Origin of the sequence: Bacteroides sp. 4_1_36, assembly GCF_003466325.1 — a bacterium.
GTDB lineage: Bacteria > Bacteroidota > Bacteroidia > Bacteroidales > Bacteroidaceae > Bacteroides > Bacteroides uniformis.
In genome coordinates this window covers 81046-101277 of record NZ_QSOX01000014.1, presented here as the reverse complement: position 1 = coordinate 101277, position 20232 = coordinate 81046, and the positions used below count along the sequence as shown (strand labels likewise).

At 50.8% G+C, this 20232-nt stretch carries 15 protein-coding genes and 1 pseudogene; 15 read left to right on the top strand and 1 reads right to left on the bottom strand.

What is annotated here, in order from left to right; all coding sequences use genetic code 11:
• Positions 1 to 148: 148 nt before the first annotated feature.
• The 10 genes and pseudogenes from DXD65_RS13950 to DXD65_RS13900 all read left to right on the top strand — a co-directional run.
• Positions 149 to 490, top strand: a pseudogene (locus tag DXD65_RS13950) (LytR/AlgR family response regulator transcription factor); the annotation flags it as partial.
• A 111-nt stretch (positions 491 to 601) separates the two neighbouring features.
• Positions 602 to 1042 (top strand): hypothetical protein, encoded by a 441-nt coding sequence (locus DXD65_RS13945; RefSeq protein ID WP_233556144.1) that lies wholly within the window; start codon positions 602 to 604, stop codon positions 1040 to 1042.
• A gap of 96 nt (positions 1043 to 1138) precedes the next feature.
• A complete protein-coding gene (locus tag DXD65_RS13940) occupies positions 1139 to 1576 on the top strand; it encodes a hypothetical protein (protein ID WP_005830882.1) in 438 nt (145 codons plus the stop codon).
• Between the two features lie 2 nt (positions 1577 to 1578).
• Entirely contained in the window at positions 1579 to 2793 is a 1215-nt protein-coding gene (locus tag DXD65_RS13935; RefSeq protein ID WP_005830884.1) for a sodium ion-translocating decarboxylase subunit beta, read from the top strand.
• 139 nt (positions 2794 to 2932) lie between these two features.
• A complete protein-coding gene (locus DXD65_RS13930) occupies positions 2933 to 4084 on the top strand; it encodes a hypothetical protein (RefSeq protein ID WP_034526008.1) in 1152 nt (383 codons plus the stop codon).
• A 1-nt stretch (position 4085) separates the two neighbouring features.
• Positions 4086 to 4853, top strand: a complete 768-nt coding sequence (locus DXD65_RS13925; RefSeq protein WP_034525946.1) for a M15 family metallopeptidase — start codon at positions 4086 to 4088, stop codon at positions 4851 to 4853.
• Positions 4854 to 5063: 210 nt separating this feature from the next.
• The gene (locus tag DXD65_RS13915; RefSeq protein ID WP_117887738.1) at positions 5064 to 6311 is read left to right on the top strand and encodes a THUMP-like domain-containing protein; all 1248 of its coding nucleotides are present in this window, start codon (positions 5064 to 5066) and stop codon (positions 6309 to 6311) included.
• Positions 6312 to 6584: 273 nt separating this feature from the next.
• On the top strand, positions 6585 to 9353 hold the full coding sequence (locus DXD65_RS13910) for a TonB-dependent receptor (protein ID WP_117887737.1): 2769 nt from the start codon (positions 6585 to 6587) through the stop codon (positions 9351 to 9353).
• A 60-nt stretch (positions 9354 to 9413) separates the two neighbouring features.
• The gene (locus tag DXD65_RS13905) at positions 9414 to 10343 is read left to right on the top strand and encodes a metallophosphoesterase (protein ID WP_165859444.1); all 930 of its coding nucleotides are present in this window, start codon (positions 9414 to 9416) and stop codon (positions 10341 to 10343) included.
• A gap of 179 nt (positions 10344 to 10522) precedes the next feature.
• On the top strand, positions 10523 to 11815 hold the full coding sequence (locus DXD65_RS13900) for a WD40-like domain containing protein (RefSeq protein ID WP_117887735.1): 1293 nt from the start codon (positions 10523 to 10525) through the stop codon (positions 11813 to 11815).
• A gap of 9 nt (positions 11816 to 11824) precedes the next feature.
• Here DXD65_RS13900 and DXD65_RS13895 read toward each other — a convergent pair whose 3' ends face one another.
• Positions 11825 to 13630, bottom strand: coding sequence for a mechanosensitive ion channel family protein (locus DXD65_RS13895; protein ID WP_117887734.1), 1806 nt, complete (start codon positions 13628 to 13630; stop codon positions 11825 to 11827).
• A gap of 168 nt (positions 13631 to 13798) precedes the next feature.
• On the opposite strand from DXD65_RS13895, the gene DXD65_RS13890 reads away from it, so the two are divergent.
• The 5 genes from DXD65_RS13890 to DXD65_RS13870 all read left to right on the top strand — a co-directional run bounded on the left by DXD65_RS13890 (position 13799) and on the right by DXD65_RS13870 (position 20218).
• Positions 13799 to 14779 carry a calcium/sodium antiporter gene (locus tag DXD65_RS13890; protein ID WP_117887742.1) on the top strand — a complete coding sequence of 327 codons (981 nt, stop codon included), beginning with the start codon at positions 13799 to 13801 and terminating at the stop codon, positions 14777 to 14779.
• Between the two features lie 150 nt (positions 14780 to 14929).
• On the top strand, positions 14930 to 16066 hold the full coding sequence (locus DXD65_RS13885) for a hypothetical protein (protein ID WP_005830912.1): 1137 nt from the start codon (positions 14930 to 14932) through the stop codon (positions 16064 to 16066).
• Positions 16067 to 16183: 117 nt separating this feature from the next.
• A complete protein-coding gene (locus DXD65_RS13880; protein ID WP_005834312.1) occupies positions 16184 to 18118 on the top strand; it encodes a DNA topoisomerase IV subunit B in 1935 nt (644 codons plus the stop codon).
• The gene (gene coaD, locus DXD65_RS13875; protein ID WP_005830918.1) at positions 18115 to 18573 is read left to right on the top strand and encodes a pantetheine-phosphate adenylyltransferase; all 459 of its coding nucleotides are present in this window, start codon (positions 18115 to 18117) and stop codon (positions 18571 to 18573) included. Before DXD65_RS13880 ends, coaD begins: the two co-directional genes overlap by 4 nt.
• A gap of 31 nt (positions 18574 to 18604) precedes the next feature.
• Complete coding sequence (locus DXD65_RS13870) at positions 18605 to 20218, top strand: S41 family peptidase (RefSeq protein WP_034529349.1); 1614 nt, start codon at positions 18605 to 18607, stop codon at positions 20216 to 20218.
• The last annotated feature ends 14 nt before the right edge of the window (positions 20219 to 20232 follow it).

Here is a 20232-nt window from a genome sequence, read left to right as displayed (position 1 = left end):
CCTGCCAAACAAGCATTCCTTTCCGCCTCTTGTTCGGTATTCCTGCCTGGACAGCTATCCTTTTGTGGTATCATCTGCAGATTGTGGCAGGCACTTCATTACAAACAGAAAATTTCACCGCCCCGAGGCAGAAAAGGCCGCTCCCCTGCCACAAGAAGAAAGTATTGACCGGATCACGGTAAAAGACGGCTCCCGGATTCACATCATCAAAGTGGAAGACCTATTATACATCCAGGCTTGTGGGGACTACGCAACCCTGGTGACATCAGACGGAGAGTACATCAAGGAACAGACCATGAAAAACTTCGAGACACATTTGCCAGCAGATAACTTTGTCCGCATCCACCGCTCGAGCATTGTCAACGTAACCCAGATATCACGAGTAGAACAGTATGGAAAAGAGACCTACCAAGTGACGTTAAAAAGTGGCGTCAAGCTACGGGTAAGCCTCTCCAGATACCGGTTACTGAAGGAACGGTTGGGCATATAAATGCCGCAACCAGTCCTTCAGAATACTTCCTGCAGAGGAAAAAGACAATTAATCTTAAAATACAGCGGAATATATAACTTTGTCCAAAGTTATTTGTTCCTTTACCTTACTATGATGAAACATCTGTATTACATACTTATGTTTACCTTCCTCTGTCTGGGTTTGACTGCCATCTCCCAGGAGGAACAGCCGGACTCACGGAATACTACCATGAGTCCGGCGGGAATAGTTGTCGGAAGTCCGGCCTCCGAATGCTCCTTTACCGCCTACACACAGTGCGCATTGTACACAGCCACCCACCGTTCACTATTCAATGACGAAAATACCGACTGCTGGACCAACGAAGCGTTGTGTCCGAACAGCCTATACACACATAACCACGCCTCTCCGAAATTCCTGAAGATGAGAATTCTGAAACCAGCCGGGCAACTGGAGCATCTGCTTTCCAGCCATCTGTCTGCCGGAGAGAGCGCCAACCTTTCATTCAATCCCAGTGCTCTCCGCTATTCCTGCGGATACTATATCTATGCACTGCTGCATATCCTGATTTAGACTTTATCGGACTTATTGCAAACCATTACCGGAGGTGTATTGCATGTACATCTTTCGCTTTTTTATTATCCATTTCATCACATTAATATCATAACTATGTCCGATTTATTCCTCCCCACCCTTGAGATGATGGGGCTCACTTTTGCAATCGGTTTCTTTGTGGCATTCATCATCAAACTGATAGCCAGCGCAGCCGATTCACTCGATTTCTACAGTTCCCACCAGCAGGAGTTACTCCGCCTGCGCCGTATAAAGAAGTTCCGCCAGAAGATGGAACTGATGCTACACACCCCCTCCATGCACGGAAACATCTTCGGCAACGACACGCGCGAAGACTACAGCCGGGGTGTGGACCGTGAAAACGAAAAGCCTCGGGGCTATTACCACGGAGTAAGCCACGGTGTCTCCAAAAGAAACCTGGTAGACTACTTCTACCCAGAAGATACCCATATGATGTATCTGGAAGATGCCATCAGCCACCGTGACAACAAGAACAAGACTAAAAAGAACAACGACACCAAAAACAAAGACTAATCATGGAGAATATAGATTTTGCAACCTTGTTCCAAGGATTCGGAACAATGATGGAAAGCGGCTGGCTGCTCTCCTCTGCCCGTGTATTTTTAATAGCCCTGGGCCTGCTGCTCATATACCTGGGATGGAAAGGCGTACTGGAGCCTATGGTCATGATTCCCATGGGACTGGGTATGGTCGCCATTAATTGCGGCACCCTTTTCATGCCCGACGGTACATTGGGGAATCTCTTTCTGGACCCGATGCTTTCGGATACGGACGACTTGATGAACACCATGCAGATAGACTTCCTGCAACCGGTCTACACCCTGACCTTCAGCAACGGATTGATTGCATGCTTCGTATTTATGGGTATCGGTACCCTGCTCGATGTGGGCTTCCTGCTACAGAAACCGTTTGCCAGCATATTCCTTGCCCTATGTGCCGAATTGGGAACTTTCCTGACTGTACCCATCGCATCTGCATTGGGACTGTCCTTGAAAGAAAGCGCTTCCGTAGCCATGGTAGGAGGTGCGGACGGACCGATGGTGCTTTTCACTTCCTTGGCCCTGGCCAAACATCTGTTTGTACCCATCACAGTAGTGGCCTATCTCTATCTGGGACTGACATATGGCGGTTACCCCTATCTGGTGAAGCTGCTGGTGCCGAAACGCCTGCGCGCCATCAAGATGACGAGCAAGAAGCCGCCCAAAAACTATGATGCCAAAGTAAAACTGGCTTTCTCGGCTATATTGTGTGCTGTACTGTGTTTTCTGTTCCCGGTTGCCTCACCGCTGTTCTTCTCCTTGTTCCTCGGAGTGGCAGTACGCGAATCGGGGATGAAGCATATCTACGATTTTGTAAGCGGTCCGCTGTTGTATGGTTCTACTTTCATGCTCGGCCTGTTGTTGGGCGTACTTTGCGACGCACATCTGCTGCTCGACCCTAAAATTCTTAAATTGTTGGTATTGGGCATGGGCGCACTGTTGCTCTCCGGTATCGGCGGAATCATTGGAGGATACATCATGTACTTCATCAAGCGGGGCAATTACAATCCGGTCATCGGAATTGCAGCCGTGAGCTGCGTTCCTACTACGGCGAAGGTTGCCCAGAAGATAGTAAGCAAGGACAACCCCAATTCCTTCATCTTGGGAGATGCCTTGGGGGCTAATATTTCAGGAGTAATCACTTCGGCCATCATTACGGGTATCTATATTACTATAATTCCCTATCTGTAGCCTGCGTAGTGGGTTTAGGTGACGGAAAGAGGTTGTGGTAATCACAATCTCTTTCTTTTTATGATACATGGGGCAAGCTGTTGCATTTCAGATAAAATCCTTTACCTTTGCCGGCAAACACATTTATCAAGATATCAGGATGAAGAAAGTATTTAAATTGGCCGGAGGATTCATGGTCGGGGCATGCATCGGCTTTGTAGGAATAATAGGTGTAAGAGTCCTGGTTTTGGGAGACTCGTTCGACGGTTTACACAGCAAGTTTGCCGAAACCGGCATGCTGGAGACAGTAGGAGTTTCCTTGTTAGCCATACTGATTCTGCTGTTCTCCATCTTCCTGCAAGTGCTTCTGCACGAAGGCGGGCATCTTGTCTGCGGACTGGCAACCGGCTACCGCTTCGTCTCCTTCCGCATCTTCAACCTTACCTTCATACGGAAAGACGGGAAATTATGCATCAAGCGTTTCAGCCTTGCCGGAACGGGAGGCCAATGCCTGCTTACCCCACCCGAAAGGCCTCTTGAAGATATCCCAACCACCTTGTACAACCTGGGTGGAGTGCTTGCCAACCTGCTGACCGCCATCCTTGCCTTCCTCCCCCTGCTGACCGTAGACGGGCTGCCTTACCTGCTGAAATTCTTCCTTCTGATGCTCTCTTTGATTGGCATTCTCCTTGCAGGGATGAACGGCATCCCCATGAAGATGGGCGGCATCGGCAATGATGCCGACAACATGCGCCTGCTTCTCAAGGACAGCAAGAGCAAGCAGGCACTGGTCACCCAGCTGCGCATCAACGCACTGGTGCAAGAGGGCATGCGTCCTAAGGACATGCCTGCCGAATGGTTCAGCCAAACGGAAGACATCAACTACAAAGATGCCCTGCAGGTCACCATAGCCTTGATGAGCGCCTCGCGCCTGCTCGACTGCGAAGAATGGGAAGCCGCCTACAATGCATTTGAGAAAATAATGAGCCACCGGCACGAAGTCATCGGACTTTTGATAAAGGAAAACGCTTGCGAGCTGCTCTTCACCGCATTGGTGACAAAGAGGACCGCACGGGCAGAAGAATTATATACCGATGAGCTGGATACCTACATCCGGCAATATAAGGATGTGACGTCTTCCAAACAGCGGCTGCTCTGCGCCCTGGCACTCTACCGGGACAAGGACACAGCAAAAGCAAAGGAGATTTACGAAGCCACCTGCCAACGGAAAAACAAATACTTGATGCAGGGAGAAGTCAGTTCGGACATAGCCTTGATGAAATCAATCCTTACCGCCAAGAATGCCTTGTAAGATGGAACGATATTTCTTTTACTTGTTATATCTGCTGCTTGGCTGCTCACTATGCGGTTGTAGCAGAAAACAAGCGCCAAAGCAGGCACAAGACCCAGATACGGAGACCACCATCCCGTACGCCGACACCATAGCGGCACCCGTCCCTCCGGCTCCGGTTAAAAGCCGGACAGCCCGCTACCTGGACTCCCTCGGTTTCGTCAACATCGCCGAAGCGGACAGCAGCATCGCCATCGACTTGATGTACACCCGTGCCGACAACTTCACCGGAACCCTATTGTACGAAGACCTGAAAGAAGCCTACCTGCACCCCGATGCCATGAAAAGCCTGAAGCGGGCACAACGCCTACTGAAAGAACAGTACCCCGGCTACAGCCTCATCGTCTACGACGCAGCGCGCCCCTTGTCCGTACAGCAGAAGATGTGGAACGTAGTGAAAGGAACCTCCAAATACATCTATGTCTCCAACCCCTCACGCGGCGGCGGCCTGCACAACTACGGATTGGCGGTGGACATCAGCATACTCGACGATAAAGGAACTCCTCTGCCCATGGGCACCCCGGTAGACCATCTGGGCAGGGAAGCCCACATCACAGAAGAAGCCGTGCTCGTGGCACAAGGCAAGCTGACAGAACAAGAACGTGAAAACCGGCTGCTGCTCCGGCAGGTAATGAAAGAAGCCGGATTCCACCCGCTACCCAGCGAATGGTGGCACTTCAACCGCGTCAGCAGGCAGACGGCAAAGGAGCGATACCGGGTCATCCCTTAACTCTCACCCCCAGCTTGTCCGGAAACTTAAATTTGCTATCGCTTTGACGCGGATGACGCAGATGACGCGGATGACGCGGATTTTTAATATTCTTAATCTGTATTATCAGCGTCATCTGTGTCTGAAAAATAATCAGACAGAAAGCTGCGAATTTATGCCCCACTTTGTCCTTTTTGAGATAACTTTGCATCAGAATAAATAAGCCAAGCCATGCCTTTATCCCAAGACACCCTCCGCTTCATCCGCGAGCATCGCCGCGACGACGTGCGCAGCCTTGCCTTGCAGGCACGCCGCTACCCTTCGGTAGACATGCCCGCCGCCATCACACAGATTTCCGGCTGGCAAATTGCCAAAGAGAAGATACCCGCATGGGCCGAGAACGAGCATATACTCTACCCCGCCCACCTTTCTCTGGAACAATGCTCCTCCCAAGCAACGGCACAGTATAAAGCGGAGATTATAACTAACCTGCTACATACAGAACAAGAACATCCCGCGCAGAACAGTACCCCCACATCAGCCGGCACCTTTACCGACCTCACCGGAGGTTTCGGCATCGACTGCGCCTATCTCTCCTCCCGCTTCGGGCATGCCACTTACGTCGAGCGCCAGGAAACCCTCTGCCAGATAGCCGCGCACAACTTCCCTGTCCTCGGCCTGAACCACATCTCCGTCTGCCACGCAGACAGCGTCCGCCATCTGCAAGAGATGGAACCCGTGGACTGTATATTCATAGACCCTGCCCGCCGCGACGGACACGGCGGAAAGACCGTAGCCATCGGCGACTGCGAACCCGATATAGCCGCCCTCGAAGAACTGCTGCTGCGCAAGGCAAGACACGTACTGGTAAAACTCTCCCCCATGCTCGACCTCACCCTTGCCCTGAACGATTTGAAGCATGTACGAGAGGCACACATCGTCTCCGTGGGCAACGAATGCAAGGAACTGCTGCTCTTGCTGGGACAAGGCGAAGGAGTGCCGGCAGACGACATCCCCATCCATTGCGTCAACTTCACCGGTGTACCGGCTCCCCAAGCCCTCGTCTTCACCCGCCGGCAGGAGAAGGAGCGTGCATGCCCCTACACCCCTCAACTGAAATCATACCTCTACGAACCGAATGCCTCCGTGCTGAAAGCCGGTGCATTCCGCAGCCTCTCCTCATTGTATAAGGTGGAAAAACTGCATCCCAACAGCCACCTCTACACCTCGGGCCACTTCCTGCCGGACTTCCCCGGCCGCAAGTTCCAGATTACCTCCTCCTGCGGCTTCGGCAAGAAAGAAGTGAAAGAGATGCTGGCTGCCGAGAAAAAGGCGAACCTCACCGTGCGCAACTTCCCCGCCACCGTGGCCGAACTGCGCAAACGACTGAAATTGGCCGAAGGGGGAGGCACTTATCTCTTTGCCACTACTCTGGCAGACGAGAAGAAGGTACTTATCCGCTGCCAGGCTACGGGATAAGACACCAACCCCTATACCTTCCCCTGCACGAGATGTACATCTCATGTTGCTCGAGATGTACATCTCATACAGTCCGAGATGCACATCTCGTGCATCTTTAGCGTCAATCTGCCAGATGACGGCAAAGGGAGATACCGCCGAAAGGGTACTACCTCCAAGAATTTATGTAACCTCATTGTAACTGAATCGTTATCTGTTCTTCAACGCTCCGCAATCTCCACGTAACGGCAACCCTCTACTTTTGCGGCAGATTATTAACAGATAATAACAAGTATGAAACAGATTTTGAGAGCATTCTTATTCTTACTCCTATTCACCGCCACCGTCAATACGGCCATTGCCGACGAAAAAGCAAATGTCACGAAACAAGGAACTGTACGTGGACGCATCATCGACGCCACTAAACAAACTCTCCCGGGCGCATCCATCTACATCGAGAAACTACACACTGGCGTGACGAGCGACGTCAACGGCTTCTACACTTTCTCTAACCTTGACCCGGGAACCTATACAGTAAAGGTGAGCTACGTGGGCTACTCTCCCGTAGAACTGAAAATCACCATCCCCGCAGGCCGTACACTGGAAAAAGACGTCGTACTGAACGAAGGCGTGGAGTTGCAGGAAGTGGTGGTAGGCGGCGCCTTCCAGGGACAGCGCCGTGCCATCAACTCACAGAAAAACAACATGGGGATTACGAATGTAGTCTCTGCCGACCAGGTAGGCAAGTTCCCCGACTCCAACATCGGTGACGCCCTTAAACGCATCTCCGGCATCAACGTGCAGTACGACCAAGGCGAGGCACGCTTCGGGCAAGTGCGGGGCACGAGTGCCGACCTCAGCTCCGTCACCATCAACGGCAACCGCGTTCCCTCTGCCGAAGGCGATACGCGCAACGTACAGCTCGACCTCATTCCGGCAGACATGATTCAGACCATCGAAGTGAACAAGGTAGTAACCGCCGATATGGACGGCGACGCCATCGGCGGCAGCATCAACCTCGTCACCAAGAACTCCCCCTACAAGCGTACCATTGCCGCCACCGCCGGAACCGGCTACAACTGGGTGAGCGAAAAGGCGCAACTGAACCTTGGCTTCACCTACGGCGACCGCTTCTTCAACGACAAACTCGGCTTGATTGTATCGGCCTCCTATCAGAACTCACCTTCTGGTTCCTACGACACCGAATTTGTATGGGAGCAGGATGACAACGGCAAGACGTACGTCAACGACTACCAAATCCGCCAATACTACGTCACCCGCGAACGCCAAAGCTACTCCGCCGCACTGGACTGGGACATCAATGCCAACCACAAACTGACCTTCAAAGGCATCTTCAACAACCGCAACGACTGGGAGAACCGCTACCGTACCACGCTGAAAGACCTTGACCCCGACGGCAACGCCACCGTACGCATACAGACCAAAGCCGGTACGCCGGACAACCGTAACGCCCGCCTGGAACGCCAGCGCACCATGGACTTTGCCCTCGGCGGCGAACACCTCTTCGGCGCCCTCTCCATGGACTGGCACGCCAGCTATGCCAAAGCCAGCGAAGAACGTCCCAACGAACGCTACATCGACTTCCAACTGAAGAAACAGAAGTTCGACATGGACCTGAGCGACGAACGCCAACCCTTTGCCAGCCCCAAAACAGGCTCTACCATGACATTGAACGATGAATTCAGCCTGAAAGAGCTGACGGAACAGCAGGAAGACATCAAGGAGCAGGACCTGAAGTTCTCCGCCAACTTCAAACTTCCCTTCAAGAACGGCAACAAGCTGAAGTTCGGCGCAAAGGTAGTGCGCAAGACCAAGGATAAAGAAGTGGACTTCTACGAATACTCTCCTCTGGACGAGGATGCCTTCATGACGAACAGCCTGGCAAATACAGTGGACCAGACCAACAAGAACTTCATGCCCAACAACAAATATCAGGCAGGTATCTACGCCAGCAAGGAATACACCGGCTCTTTAGACTTGAACAACGCTTCCCTCTTTGAGAAAGAGCAGGTGCAGGAAGAACTTGCCGGAAACTTCAACGCCCGCGAAACCGTGACTTCCGGCTACCTCCGCTTCGACCAAAAACTGACAAAAGACGTGGAACTGATGACCGGACTTCGCATAGAGAACACCAACCTTGCCTATACGGGACGCACCTACGATGCCGACGAAGACCTCACCAGCAAGACCGACCGTCAGCGCAACAGCTACATCAACTTCCTGCCGTCGCTGCTCGTAAAGTGGAATGTAAACGATGACTTCAAAGTGCGCGGTTCGTTTACCCAAACCTTGTCACGCCCCAAATACTCGGCCCTCGTGCCCAGTGTGAACATCAAACGTTCCGACAACGAAATCACCATCGGAAACCCGGAGCTGAAACCTACCGTCTCCTACAACTTCGACTTGAGTGCCGACTACTACTTCCGCAGCATCGGTCTGATAAGCGCCGGCATCTTCTACAAGAAGATAGACGACTTCATCGTAGACCAGGTGAGCACCAACTACGAATACCAGGGTAACACCTACACCCGCTTCACCCAACCCAAGAATGCGGGCAACACCAACCTGGTAGGGGTAGAGTTATCCTACCAGCGCGACTTCAGCTTCATTGCTCCCGCTCTGAAATGTGTAGGTTTCTACGGAACGTACACCTACACCCACTCCCGTGTGGAAGACTTCAACTTCGAAGGTCGCGAGAATGAGAAAGACTTGAGCATGCCAGGCTCTCCGGAGCATACCGCAAATGCTTCCCTATACTTTGAGAAAGGCGGTCTGAATCTGCGCCTGAGCTATAACTTCGCTTCCGATTTCATCGACGAAATGGGAGAAAGCACCTTCTACGACCGCTACTACGACAAGGTGAACTATATGGACGTAAACGCCAGCTATACCTTCGGAAAGAAGTTCAAGACTACCTTCTACGCCGAAGCCAACAACCTGCTGAACCAGCCGCTACGCTACTACCAGGGCACAAAAGACCGTACCATGCAGGCAGAATACTACGGCGTGAAAGTGAATGCGGGAGTGAAGATTAATTTTTAAACAGCGAATTCTATCTCAACAAGTTATCAACATTAACTACTCAACAATTTAATAATGACAATGAAGAAAATATTCCTTTTACTGTTTATTGCCCTACTCGGCAACGCAGCCATTGCCCAAATCACCGATTACTCCATCTTCGACAAGAAGTTCAACTTCTACGTAGCCAACGACCTCGGCCGTAACGGCTACTACGACCAAAAGCCCATCGCCGAACTGATGGGACAAATGGCAGAAGAAGTAGGCCCCGAATTCGTTCTTGCCACCGGCGATGTACACCACTTTGAAGGCGTACGTAGCGTGAACGACCCGCTTTGGATGACCAACTACGAACTTATTTACAGCCACCCGGAGCTGATGATAGACTGGTTCCCCCTGCTGGGCAACCACGAATACCGCAGCAATACGCAGGCTGTGCTCGACTACAGTAATATCAGCCGCCGCTGGACCATGCCCGCCCGTTATTATACCAAGACGTTCGAGGACAACGGCGCTACCATCCGCATCCTTTGGGTAGACACCGCCCCGATGATTGACAAATACCGCAACGACAGCGAGACCTATCCCGATGCCTGCAAGCAGGATTACCAGCAACAACTTTCCTGGATAGATTCCGTACTGACTGCCGCCAAAGAGGACTGGGTTATCGTTGCCGGACACCATCCCATCTATGCCGAAACCCCGAAGGACGAGAGCGAACGCGCGGATATGCAGGCACGTCTCGATCCCATCCTGCGCAAGCACAAGGTGGATATGTACATCTGCGGGCACATCCACAACTTCCAGCACGTACGCGTGGCAGGCAGCGACATCGACTATATCACCAATTCTGCCGGTTCGCTCGCCCGCAAGGTGAAGCCCATCGAAGGGACCGTATTCTGCAGCCCCGAACCGGGTTTCTCCATTGTATCGGCCAGCAAAAAGACACTGGAACTGCGCATGATTGACAAGAAAGGGAATGTATTGCACACGGTGACGCGCAGCAAATAATCCAAGCCGGCACGCAAGCAGGCGCATTCCCCCGAAGCCCTGCCGAACAACCACTTTCCTCCCACGAAGCAAAAGACCATGTTTCGTAGGAGGATTTTTCCATCTCATACGACAAAAACAAAGCCTATCCGCAGGAATACAAGAAAAAGCCCTATATTTGCATTTGTCAATACATAACTATGATGAAGAAGATACACTTCCTGCTACTAATCAGCCTGCTACTTGCCGCTTGCAGTGATGACGACAAAGAGAAACAATCCGCTTTTGTGACCAATATCACCATATCCGATGCCGGAAAGACCTTCAATCCCGGTGATGCCGTGACCGTCAAAGCCGACGGCTTGCAGAGCGGCGACCAAATCATATTGGACATCTACTGGCCGATAGCCGACAATCCTCTCTTTCCCGAAGGGTATTCACGCTACACACGCGCCGTTACCACGGAGCAAACCACCAACAGCATTACTTTCCTTGCCCCCGGACACTGGCCCGCCTCACGGGTAGAAATGTTCCTGGAACGGGCAGGACAGCTTCAGCCTCTCGGCCAGATTTCGGTAGCCGACGGACAATCCCCCGAAGAACCATATCTCTACGGTATCACCAACTCCCACGCCATTTACACACCGACCGTTCCCCGCGGCATCACCCGTATCGACCTGGTAACACAAGAAATATCGGAAGTAATCCAGTTCCATGACGACGAAGATTTCCACCTTGCCGCCAACATCCCCGGCACCAACATCCTCTGCGGGATACGGGAGAAAGACGGCAGTAGTTTCATCGACGGATACGACCTCTGCATGCACTATTGGTGTAACCCGGTAGAACGTAACGCAATTACCATCTGCTCGGACTTCAACAACACTGTTTCCCTGGAAATGGCCGGAGATAAGCTCCTCACCTACTGTAGCATCTCTTATCCGGTATATACCCGGTTGAATATGCCACCGATACATACTCCCGAAATACCATTACCGGATGGACTGAAGCCCGAATCCCTCTCACGCTATCCGGGCGTGATAGCCGACGTCCACATGCTGCTCTCGGCCAACAACGGCGACGGCACCTTCTCGCCCGTCGTGATAGACATCGCCAAAGAAAAGATGCACTGCTACGACCCCATCAAAGCCGAAGCCTTGATACCTTTCCGGATTATGGAACCATCCCCCGAAAACCCAAACAGCCTGCAATGCAAAGGAGGCTATATCGTTTCCCGTGCCAATGGTGGAGATACGCAATTCTGCTTATGGGATACTACTGCCGGAAACTTGAAAGAGCCTTTCGCCACCTACCCCAACGCCGTACGCTCCGCTGCCATGTACTACTCCAAGGACGGGCAGACAAGGAAACTCTACGTGCAGTTTGCAGGCTATCGTGAAGGCGACTTCATCGAAACTTATGATTTCCAGACAAAGGAATGGAGGATGTTTATGTTCTACGTACCGTTTGCAGAGATTTTACTGGCACGATAACCGGCCCCCTTACTGCTTTTTCTCCCGTAAGTCATCCTTGGGTATGGTCGTCTCACTGCCGTCACGCGTAGCTATGTAGTGAGGAGACATGATTTCGATGCCTGCTTCGTTGAAGGCATCCTGGATATTCTGATGCAAATCAGAGTAAATCTGGCTAAGGCTGTTGGCATCCCTGATATAGGCATTCACTTGATAAACCGGATAATAATCCTGAAGGGAAGTCTCCAATACAAACGGACGGGGATCATCTATCACTCCAGGAGTATTCAATGCAGCCTCTATCAACAGCTGATGTGTCTTCCGCCACGGAACATCGTAGCCAATACTGACCTCCGAATGGATAATCAATCCATACTCACGGGCAGACTGGCTGTAATTGACCGTATGGGAAGACATGATGAAAGAGTTCGGAATGGTCACCACCTCATTCTTCGGAGTACGGATGCGGGTGACGAGCGGTGTTTTCTCAATGATGTTGCCCGTAGTATCGTTCAGCTTGATGCGGTCACCCAGCTTGAAAGGCCGCATGTAGGTTATGACCAGTCCTGCAATGATATTGCCGATAACCGTACTGGAACCGAGCGAAACAATCAAGCCGACAAACACGGAGATTCCCTGGAAGACTCCCGACTTGGAACCCGGCAGATAAGGGTAAATCATGGCAATCATAAACGCATAAAGCAAGAAGCGCACAATATGATAGGTAGGAATGGCCCAATCCGGATAGAAGCCGTTTATCTTCAGCCGTTCAGCCTGCACCTCATTGGCAAGATAACGCACCAGTCTGACCAGATACTTCACCGCATAGCATATCACAAAGATTGTGAACAGATTGGGTATATAGTCGGTTATTCCATTCAGAATAACCTTTATAGGATTCCAGATGTAGGAGAATAATGTATAAGCCAAACTCTTGGTCTGAGGGAAAATGGAGAATAACAGTGGAACCGTCAGCAGCAACTGCAACAACATGACCACATAGCGCACCAGGTTGGCAACAAACACCAGCAGGTTGACCTGCTTCTGCGTGTCCAACAATTCATAATCCTGAATGGAAATCGGTTTCAGCTTGGTATCCTTCAGCTTCTGAATGCGTAGTTTGAGTTTTCTGAACAGCCAGTTGGTAAACTTGAACAAGAAGAACTGTCCCATAAGCACCAGGATAAAGTACAAGATACGCTTACCCAACTGCCACAAGCTATGCTCCTTCTGCATGGCTTTCAGTTTGTCCACCACGACATGCCTCTTGCTGGCGGCCAGCTGGTCGCGGGTACAGTTTTCCCACAAAGCATCCTGATCGGTAAAGGAAATGATGACCTTTTCGCCATACATCAAGTCTGTAACAATATCCGTACTCTCTAAATAAACAGAGTCCGGACGCAGATTGAAACGCGTACCCAATGCTTCGATGACGTTGCTTACATCTTTGGCCCGCTGTTGGGGCGTATGCCCTCCACGCTTGGCATACAGATAGAACAAAGTGTCCTTCTCCACCACCACCGGAATACCCGGTGTCACCGTCCGCAACGAATCAATGCGTTGTTTCTGCAATGCCAGCTTCACCGAATCGGCCGCATAGCCCGCCAACTTCATCTGCTCCATTTCCATCCGCAGGTTCGCCTCATTCAGCCGGGCTGTTTCCAACTCCTGCCGGACAAGCGACAACTGAATCGAATCGGAGTCAGTCCTTGCCACTGTGACACTCCCCACACTATCCTCACCTAAAACACTGAGCACTTTATCTACCAACTGAGCTGACACTCCGTCTGCCAGCATCAACAGCCAACAAAGACAGAAAGCACGGATAACCTTCATATATAAACTTCTTGATTTGATTCTTTAATTATGCAAATATACCCAATAAATGCTTCAAACATACGGAATGTTTTTAACTTCCTATCCTAATCAACATAACTTTTTCATGCAAACATGAAAGTTCTGTATCCGGTTTGCATTATCTTTGTACTCAAAATTGACATACCTATGGATATATTGTTTCTTGTCGGAGGACTGCTCCTCATTCTTCTGGGTGCCAATGGCTTGACAGACGGTGCCGCATCCGTTGCCAAACGTTTCCACATACCGTCCATCGTCATCGGGCTCACCATTGTTGCCTTCGGCACTTCCGCACCGGAACTCACCGTCAGCATATCCTCTGCCCTAAAAGGCAGTGCAGACATTGCCATTGGCAATGTGGTGGGAAGCAATACGTTCAATACCCTGATGATTGTGGGTTGTACGGCCCTTTTTGCCCCGATAGCCATTACCCGTAACACACTGAAACGCGAAATACCCCTTTGCATCCTTTCATCCTTCGCCCTGCTGATTTGTGCCAACGACGTCTTACTGGACAGCAGTGGGGAGAACATACTCAGCATCACCGACGGCCTATTGCTGCTATGCTTCTTTACCATTTTTCTGAGTTATACTTTTGCCATTGCAAAAAGGGATGGAAGTATGAAGGAACCGGAAAAGGAGTACTTACAGGAAGAAGACGAAATCAGGCTGTTACCCGCGTGGAAGTCCGCCCTATACATTCTCGGCGGACTTGCCGGCCTCATCATCGGAGGTAATTTCTTTGTAGACGGTGCCAGCGGCATAGCCCGCGGATTGGGTGTCAGCGAATCCATCATCGGGCTGACGCTCGTAGCAGGCGGCACTTCACTGCCCGAACTCGCCACCTCCATCGTAGCCGCCTTGAAGAAAAACCCCGAAATAGCCATCGGAAACGTCATCGGAAGTAATCTCTTCAATATATTCTTCGTACTGGGTTGTTCGGCCTCCATCACTCCACTGCGTCTGACGGGCATCACCAATTTCGATTTGTGGGTACTCGTAGGGTCCAGCATCCTGCTTTGGCTGTTCGGTATCTTTTTCGGGAAACGCATCATCACCCGGGTGGAAGGAAGCATTCTGATTCTCTGCTACATTGCCTACACAGCGGTACTGATATACAACCTCTAACAGCAAATTTACAAACACCCTACGCGGTATTTTAAAGATTATCACGTATTTTTAAATAAGGCAAGCTGTACCTCGGCATAAAAAATAAGCAAGCTTATTTTGTTCTGCTCTCAGTTTGCATTACCTTTGTGGTCTCAATATTGAACAACTATGGCAATTACAATCAAGAAAGTAACCACAAGACGGGAACTGGAGCGCTTTATCCGTTTCAACTACCTGCTATACAAAAACAACCCTTATTCCGTCCCCGACCTTTTCGATGACATGCTCAACACCTTCAACAAGAAGAAAAACGCTGCATTCGAATTTTGTGAAGCCGACTATTTCCTGGCTTATCGGGAAGGTAAAATCGTAGGACGTGTAGCTGCCATCATCAACCACAAGGCAAACCAAACCTGGAACAAAAAGGAAGTCCGCTTCGGCTGGATAGACTTCATCGATGATGCGGAAGTCTCCGATGCCCTGATTCGCACCGTGGAAGAATGGGGAAAAGAACGGGGAATGACACATATACAAGGCCCGCTGGGATTCACAGATTTCGATGCCGAAGGTATGCTCATCGAAGGATTCGACCAGCTCAGCACCATGGCCACCATTTATAACTATCCCTACTATCCGCAACATCTGGAACGCATGGGCTTTGAGAAGGATGCCGATTGGGTGGAATACAAAATCTACATTCCCGACGCCATACCCGACAAGCACAAGCGCATCTCCGACCTCATCCAGCGCAAGTATAACCTCAAGGTAAAGAAATACACATCTGCCAAGAAGATTGCCCAAGACTACGGTCAGGCCATCTTCGAACTGATGAACGAAGCCTATCAGCCACTCTATGGCTATTCTGCACTGAGCCAACGGCAGATTGACCAATACGTCAAGATGTACCTGCCCATCCTCGACCTACGCATGGTGACATTGATTACCGATGCCGATGACCAGTTGCTTGCCGTAGGCATTTCCATGCCGTCACTCGCCGAAGCGTTGCAAAAAGCCCACGGGCGCCTGCTTCCTATGGGTTGGTATCACCTGGCCAAGACCATCTTCTTGAAGAAATATCCCAAGATGCTCGATTTGCTGCTGGTTGCCGTGAAACCAGAGTATCAGAACAAGGGGGTAAATGCATTGTTGTTCTCCGACCTTATCCCCGTCTATCAGCAACTTGGTTTCGAGTATGCCGAGAGTAATCCGGAGCTGGAGCTGAACGGCAAGGTGCAAGCGCAGTGGGAGTACTTCAAGACGGAACAGCATAAACGGAGAAGATGCTTTGTGAAAGGAATAAAATAAGTTCTAAATCCAGAATATAAGCTTGTCAGAAGTCCATAAAAGACATTATTTTTTTGCGAACCCCCGAATTTCTCATTACCTTTGTCGCAATGCGCAATATGAAGGAATAACGTACTTATGGAAGATAACAACAATATGACTCTGCCGCTGGAAGAAGCAGACAACAATATCACAGAGAGCCCCGTTTCCAGCGTGGAATATACCGACGACAACATCCGCCACCTGGACGACATGGAGCATATCCGTGTCCGTTCCGGTATGTACATAGGCCGTCTGGGCGACGGCTCACAGAACGATGACGGTATCTATGTGTTGCTGAAAGAAGTGATGGACAACAGCATCGACGAGTTCAAGATGGGTGCCGGAAAGCGTATAGAAGTGACTATAGAAGACAGTCTGCGTGTCAGCGTACGCGACTATGGACGAGGCATTCCGCAAGGCAAACTGGTAGAGGCGGTCAGCAAACTGAATACCGGGGGTAAATATGACTCGAAGGCTTTCAAGAAAAGTGTCGGACTGAACGGCGTAGGTATCAAGGCAGTCAATGCGCTGAGCAGCCGCTTCGAAGTACGCAGCTACCGCGACGGCAAGGTACGTATCGCCATCTTTGAAAAAGGAACGCTGTTGAGTGATGTGACCGAAGACTCGACAGAAGAAAGCGGAACCTATATCTTCTTCGAACCGGACGCCACACTCTTCTTGAACTATTCCTTCCAGAACCAGTTCGTAGAAACCCTGCTGCGCAACTACACCTACCTGAATACGGGCCTCACCTTCATTTACAACGGCCAGCGCATCGTTTCCCGCCACGGGCTGGAGGACTTGCTGAAAGACAACATGACCAGCGAAGGCCTTTACGACATCATCCACCTGAAAGGAGAGGACATCGAGATTGCCTTCACACACACCAACCAATACGGCGAAGAGTACTACTCCTTTGTCAACGGGCAACACACCACCCAAGGCGGCACACACCAGACTGCCTTGAAGGAACACATTGCCCGTACCATCAAGGAGTTCTACAACAAGAACCAGGAATATGCCGACATCCGCAACGGACTGGTAGCCGCCATTGCCATCGACGTGGAGGAACCCATGTTCGAGAGCCAGACCAAAACGAAACTGGGCAGCAACAACATGTGGCCTGCCGCGCCGCAGGAACACAAGCCCGCCGGCCCCACGGTGAACAAATACGTAGGAGACTTCATCAAGACGGAAGTGGACAACTACCTCCACAAGAACCCGCTTGTGGCCGAAGTGATGCTGCAAAAGATACAAGACTCCGAGAAAGAGCGCAAAGCCATTGCCGGCGTCACCAAGCTGGCACGCGAACGCGCCAAGAAAGCCAACCTGCACAACCGCAAGCTGCGCGACTGCCGCTACCACTTGAGTGACGGTAAAGGCAAAGACCAGGAAACCGAATCCTGCATCTTCATTACCGAGGGAGACTCCGCCAGCGGTTCCATCACCAAGAGCCGCGACGTGAATACCCAAGCAGTATTCAGCCTGCGTGGTAAACCGCTAAATTCCTACGGACTCACCAAGAAAGTAGTTTATGAAAACGAAGAATTCAACTTGCTTCAAGCAGCCTTGAATATAGAAGACGGCATAGAGACACTGCGCTACAACAAAGTCATCGTAGCTACCGATGCCGATGTGGACGGCATGCACATCCGCCTGCTCATCATCACCTTCTTCCTGCAGTTCTTCCCCGACCTGATAAAGAAAGGGCATGTATATATCCTGCAAACCCCTCTCTTCCGCGTGCGCAACAAAAAGAAGACAAGTTATTGCTATACAGAGGAGGAACGTGTGAAAGCCATTGAAGAACTGGGTCCCAACCCCGAAATCACCCGATTCAAAGGTCTGGGAGAAATCTCGCCCGACGAGTTCAAGCATTTTATCGGCAAGGATATGCGTCTGGAACAAGTGTCCCTGCGCAAGACAGACCTCGTAAAAGAGCTGCTGGAATTCTACATGGGTAAGAATACCATGGAACGACAAAACTTTATTATCAACAACTTGGTTATAGAAGAAGATTTGGCATCATGAGAAGAGCTATCTTTCCGGGAACATTCGACCCGTTTACTATCGGACACTCTTCGGTAGTGAGCCGTGCACTGACTTTTATAGACGAAATCGTCATAGGCATCGGCATCAATGAAAATAAGAATACGTATTTCCCCTTGGAAAAGCGCGAACAAATGATACGAGACTACTACCGGAACGAGCCGCGCATCATTGTGCAGTCCTATGACTGCCTGACTATCGACTTTGCCCGGCAGGTAGATGCCAGTCTGATAATACGCGGCATACGCACCGTGAAGGATTTCGAATACGAGGAAACCATTGCCGACATCAACCGCAAACTGACCGGCATAGAAACCATCCTGCTCTTCACCGAGCCGGAACTTACCTGCGTCAGTTCCACCACCGTGCGCGAACTGCTGCAATACGGCAAGGACATAAGCATGTTCATACCGGAGGGAATGGAGATTAGGGATTAAGGATAAAGGATTAGGGATTAAAATGGAAATGATGAAAAAACTATTTACTATTATAATATGTATATGCGCGGTGACGGCGCAAGCGCAAAAGCCGAACAATGAAGCCCTGCGCAAACTGCAAATGGCAGAGTTTGCCATCACCAACCTTTATGTGGACAAGGTGGATGAAGACAAGCTGGTGGAAGAAGCCATCATCAAGATGCTGGCACAACTCGACCCGCACTCCACCTACAACAACGCCGAAGAAGTGAAGAAGATGAACGAGCCGTTGCAAGGCAATTTCGAGGGCATCGGCGTACAGTTTCAGATGATAGAAGATACCCTGCTTGTGATACAACCCGTGAGCAACGGACCTTCCGAGAAGGTGGGCATCCTTGCCGGCGACCGTATCGTAGCCGTCAATGACAGCGCCATTGCCGGAGTAAAAATGAGCACGGAAGATATTATGAGCCGCCTGCGCGGACCGAAAGACTCGGAAGTGAAACTCACCATCGTGCGCCGTGGCGTGGACGACCAGCTGTACTTCACCGTGAAGCGTGACAAAATTCCCATCCTCAGCCTGGACGCATCTTACATGATACAACCCAAAACCGGCTATATCCGTATCAACCGCTTCGGGGCAACCACCGCCGAAGAGTTTGCAGAAGCCCTGAAAAGCCTGCAAAAGAAAGGAATGAAAGACCTCATCCTCGACCTGCAAGGAAATGGAGGAGGGTATCTGAATGCCGCCATCGACCTTGCCAACGAATTTCTGAAGCAAAAAGAACTCATCGTCTACACCGAAGGAAGAGCCGCACGCCGCAGTGATTTCTTTGCCAAAGGTACGGGCAACTTCAAGAACGGCCGTCTCATCATATTGGTGGACGAGTACTCCGCTTCTGCCAGTGAAATCGTGACCGGAGCCATCCAGGACTGGGACAGAGGCGTGGTAGTAGGACGCCGCACCTTCGGCAAGGGATTAGTACAGCGTCCTATCGACCTGCCGGACGGTTCCATGATTCGCCTCACTATCGCCCGCTACTATACTCCTTCGGGCCGTTGTATCCAGAAGCCTTACGACAGCACCGCCAACCTCGACGGCCGCCTAACCGGCGAGAACAGTCAGGATAAGTATAACCAGGAACTGATAGACCGCTTCAATCATGGAGAAATGATTCATGCGGACAGTATCCATTTTGCCGACTCCCTGAAAGCACAGACCAAGCGTATGGGACGTACCGTTTACGGAGGTGGAGGTATCATGCCCGACTTCTTCGTCCCCATCGACACTACCCAGTACACAGACTATCACCGCAACCTCGTAGCCAAAGGCGTGGTTATCAAAGCCACTACCGGCTACATCGAGAAGCACCGGAAGGAGTTGCAGAACAAATACAAGAAATTCGAAGCCTTCAACGAGAAGTTCGAGATAGACGATAACTTCCTTGCCGAAATACGTACGCTTGCCGACAAAGAGAAAATCAAGTTTGACGAGAAACAGTACAACCAATCCCTACCGCTCATCAAGACACAACTTAAAGCCTTGATAGCCCGTGACCTATGGGACATGAACGAATACTTCCAGGTGATGAACAGCACGAACCAGAGCGTGCAGCAAGCTCTAAAAGTGCTGAACGAAGGCATCTACAGCACTATTATCCAATAGCCGACTTGAAACAA